This window comes from Streptomyces colwelliae, assembly GCF_048158785.1.
Taxonomy (GTDB): domain Bacteria; phylum Actinomycetota; class Actinomycetes; order Streptomycetales; family Streptomycetaceae; genus Streptomyces.
Window position 1 is genome coordinate 1 of record NZ_JBLTJC010000613.1, and the last position, 3971, is coordinate 3971.

Sequence of the window (3971 nt, forward strand, 5' to 3'; positions counted from 1 at the left end):
ACCCTCGCCCGCGTCGCTGCTGGCGCGGCAGATGCGCCGCCCAGTGCCGCAGCCTGGCCAACTCCGCTTGTGTGTAGGGCTGGTGGGGGTTGACGTTGGCGTGCAGCCGCCTCGGAACGGCGGTGGTCTCGCCGCATGGACCGGGCGGATTCCGCCAGCCAGGCGTCGTACGCGGCATAGGGCGGTACGACGCGCGACCGCGGGGTGGGACGCGGCGACCAGACCGGCGAACGGTGCCGTTCCGTCCGCGGCCGGTATTTCCGGCCGGACTTGTCGCCGGAGTCCTGACCGGACTTCTCGTCAGCCTTCTCGGCTGAGGGCTCTTCCTCGGTCGTCGTGACGTCGTACCAGAACACCTTGCCCGCTCGGCGCTCCCGGACAATCAAGTACAGGGCGGTGACGAGCGATTCGGGGGCCATCGCGCAGGCCAGCCAGAGAGTCCACCAGACGCCGGCGAAGACGCCGAACAACAGTGAGAAGACCGTCGGGAGCGTCAAGAAGCTCCAGTCCGCGCCGTGTGCCAAGGATGTGCCGGCGGCGGGCAGTACCGTCCCGGGTGCCAGCGGCCGTGCCGTCTTCGCTTCCGCCCGTACGCTGCTCATCCTGCCGGGCCAGAAGGCGAAGAGCGCGCTCCCGACCGCCCAGCAGGACAGGTAGAACACGGTGTCGTTGTCGAACGGTTCGTCGAAGCCCCGCACGGCTCCCACCGCCAGGAGTGAGATCGCCGAGCCGATCGACGGCACGACGCTCCACATCAGGTGAAAGTGAACCAACCGATACATTCCGCCCCCCCGGGCTTTCATCCCCACTGCCACGGTAACGGCTTCGGCGAATTCGGACCGGTGCTCAGGTTCGGCATACCTGGGCCTTTTCGTGGTAGGCGGCAGGGCGGCGGCCGAGGCCGCGATCGGGCGGGGTGCGGCAGCCAGGGACGCAGGGCACTCGTCGTCATCGATCACTCGGCGCGTACCGAGTCTTGAGACACGTTTTACGCGACGCACGCAACTGAGGCCCCCTCTGTCGCTGTCTGACAGTGAGTCGGGCCCGTCAGGGTCGAGGTCGAGGAGCTAGAGAGTGGGGCAAGTCGTGGGACGGCGCAAGGGCAGCATAGGGATCGCACTCGTCACGGGTGCGGTGCTGGTGGGTGCGAGTGCCTGTGGTGGGGGTGGCAGCGACAAGGCGAGCGGAGACGACGCGAAGGCGTCGGGCAAGGCGAGCGCGACTGCCTCTCCGTCGCCGACGAAGCCCGCGGGCCCGCCGATGCTGCTGGACACGATCACCCCGCAGACGGGAACCACGGTCGGCGTGGCCATGCCGATCTCGGTGATCTTCACGAACCCGGTGGCGTCCAAGGCGCGGGCCACGGTCGAGAAGCACATGAAGGTCAGCGCCTCGCAGTCGGTCGTCGGTGCCTGGCACTGGATGGGCGACCGGCGCGTCGACTGGCGCCCGAAGACGTACTGGCCCTCCGGTACGACGGTGAAGATCGACGCCGACATGACGGGCGTCAGCAACGGCAACGGCCGCTACGGCGTGCACAGTTACACGCACACCTTCAAGATCGGCGACGACGTCCGCGCGGACGTCTCGGTGACCGGCCACACCATGAAGGTGACCAAGAACGGCCAGGCGGTGCGCACCCTGTCGATCAACGCGGGCAGCGCCGAGTACCCGACGTGGGACGGCACGATGGCCGTCATCGACAAGCAGAAGAAGGTCCACATGACCTCCTGCAGCGTCGGCATCAGCTGCGACAAGGGCAGCCCCAACTACTACGACCTGACCCTGCCCTGGGACATCCACCTCACCCAGTCCGGCACCTACGTGCACTACTCGACCGGCGACCCGAACCCGGGCAGCGGCAGCGCCCGCGGCTCGCACGGCTGCGTCCACCTGTCCCTGTCGGACGCCAAGTGGTTCTACGGCCAGGTCAAGCAGGGCGACCCCATCACCATCACCGGATCGCCCCGCGGCAAGGCCCCGGCCGACAACGGCTACGCCGACTTCAACCTCGGCTGGGACCAGTGGCTCGCGGGCAGCGGCTCCGGCGAGGGGACGACCGCGGCGCTGTGACGCGCCGCGGTGACGTCGCCGGGCAGCACGACGATCGGTGTCAGCAGGTGCGCCCGGCGTAGTGGGCGCCCTGGATCTTGCGGGCGGATCCCAGCCAGGTCGTACCGTGTGCGACGCACCGCTCGTAGTCGCGCGCCCGGGCGACCTCGACCTTGATGACGACCCGCGAACCGTCGGTCGTGCAGTGACGGTAGAAGGCGTCGGACCCGGTCTCGTAGAAGCCGCAGGGGCCGGCCGCCGCGGGACTCGCGGCGGCCGCCGCACCGAGCGAGCCGAGCACGAGGGCGGCGGAACCGAGGGCGCTGATCACCGTACGACGAAAACGCAAAGGAACTCCTTGGTCAGTGGAGGGGAACGGTCCTGGAAGCGGCTGCTTGTCCCTGCCGATCGGTCGGGGAGCCGCTCCGGGAATGCCGTACTGAGACTGCCGTACTGACCTGCGCGGTTGGTCGTATGCCGCCGCGTTCACCCGGCGAATCGATTTGTCGCTACGGCAATCGGATGGTTCTGGCGGAGGGGCCGCATGGATTGCGTCCGCCACTGTGCCACTGACGGACGGTCCATCGAATGTCGCCGGCGCTGCCCGCTCACCAGGACGTGGACGGTGGTCGCGGACAGCGTCTCATCGGGCATGTCCGCGGCGGACGCGGTCCCGGCGCGGGTGCCTACGCCCAGCAGCCGTTGACCGTGGCCGCGAGCCCGTCCAGCGCGTCCTTCGTGGCGTTCGGATCGGCCGTGGAGTTGTTCTCGATGAAGGAGAAGACCTTCCAGCGCCCGTCCGCGGCCTTGGTCAGGCCGCTCAGTGCGATCGCGCCCGTGAGCGTGCCCGTCTTGGCGTTGACCTTGCCGACTGCGCACTGGGAGTCCGCGGTGTCGAAGCGGCCCCACTCGGGGCCCAGGGTCGAGCCCGCCTCGCCCGCGATCGGCAGGCCGTCCACGATGTACTTCAGGGTCTGGCTGTTGGCGGGGTCGTCGGCCAGGTCGAGGATGTCGGCGATGGTCTGGGCCGGGATGCGGTTGGCGCGGGAGAGGCCGCTGCCGTCGTGGATCTCGAAGTTGGCCAGCGAAATGCCGTACTGGGTGAGGACCTGGCGTACGACGGCCGTGCCGTCCTCGAACGTTGCCGGGCGTCCGGCGGCCAGCGCGGTCGTCCGGAGCAGGGTCTCGGCGATGTCGTTGTCGCTCACCTTGAGCATGTGCTCCACGATGGACGACAGCGTGCCGGACTCGTGCTGGGCGACAGGGACGGTCCCGGCGCCGGCGGTGCCGTGCGTGACGCTCCCGGAGACGGTGACGCCCTGCCGGGCGAGGAGCTTCGCGAAGATCTGGCCGGCGTCCAGGGACGTGTCCGTGACGTGGCGGCCGTCGACCACCAACGCTCTTACGGGGGCGATGGAGTCGGGGTAGTAGCCGTCGTTCCAGCCGGTCGCGAGGGTGGGCGCGGGGAAGAGGCTGTCGTCGACCGTCACCTTCACCGTGGTCAGGCCCGCGTTCTTCAGGCCGGCCACGGCAGTTGTGGCCATCGCGGTGAGGTCGGCGGTGGTCAGGGTGCGGTCCCCGCCGCCGACCAGGGTGAGGGTCCCGGCGCCGTAGACGACCTTCGTGGTGAAGCGGTGATCGGGGCCGAGGATCGTCAACGCGGCGGTCGACGTGGCGAGTTTGGTGTTCGACGCGGGCATCAGCGCGGTGGTCGCGTCGTGGCCCCACACGGTCTTGTCGGACTCGGCATCGATGACGACACCGCTGAACGTGCTGCCCAGACGGACGTCCTCGTGGTCGCGCCGTTGCTGCGCCGAGAATGACGCCGCACGAGGCCGACTGTGACTCCGTACGAGAATGACGCCGTACGAGATCGAGAGTGACGCCTGACTCGATCGCACCCTCACCTTCAAGGCGAC

Annotated in this window: 4 protein-coding genes; 1 reads left to right on the plus strand and 3 read right to left on the minus strand. The window is 69.0% G+C overall.

Annotated features, from left to right (window positions below; all coding sequences use genetic code 11):
• Window positions 1-959: hypothetical protein (locus tag ACNFOC_RS51950; RefSeq protein ID WP_416965956.1), on the minus strand; the 959-nt coding region annotated here is incomplete at its 3' end.
• A 115-nt stretch (window positions 960-1074) separates the two neighbouring features.
• Between ACNFOC_RS51950 and ACNFOC_RS51955 the strand changes: the two genes are divergently transcribed.
• Window positions 1075-2073, plus strand: coding sequence for a L,D-transpeptidase (locus ACNFOC_RS51955; protein WP_416965957.1), 999 nt, complete (start codon window positions 1075-1077; stop codon window positions 2071-2073).
• 40 nt (window positions 2074-2113) lie between these two features.
• Here ACNFOC_RS51955 and ACNFOC_RS51960 read toward each other — a convergent pair whose 3' ends face one another.
• Together ACNFOC_RS51960 and dacB are read right to left on the minus strand one after the other, a co-directional pair.
• Window positions 2114-2401 (minus strand): DUF6355 family natural product biosynthesis protein, encoded by a 288-nt coding sequence (locus ACNFOC_RS51960; protein WP_405969941.1) that lies wholly within the window; start codon window positions 2399-2401, stop codon window positions 2114-2116.
• 337 nt (window positions 2402-2738) lie between these two features.
• Window positions 2739-3965 (minus strand): D-alanyl-D-alanine carboxypeptidase/D-alanyl-D-alanine endopeptidase, encoded by a 1227-nt coding sequence (dacB, locus tag ACNFOC_RS51965; RefSeq protein WP_416965958.1) that lies wholly within the window; start codon window positions 3963-3965, stop codon window positions 2739-2741.
• Window positions 3966-3971 lie beyond the last annotated feature (6 nt).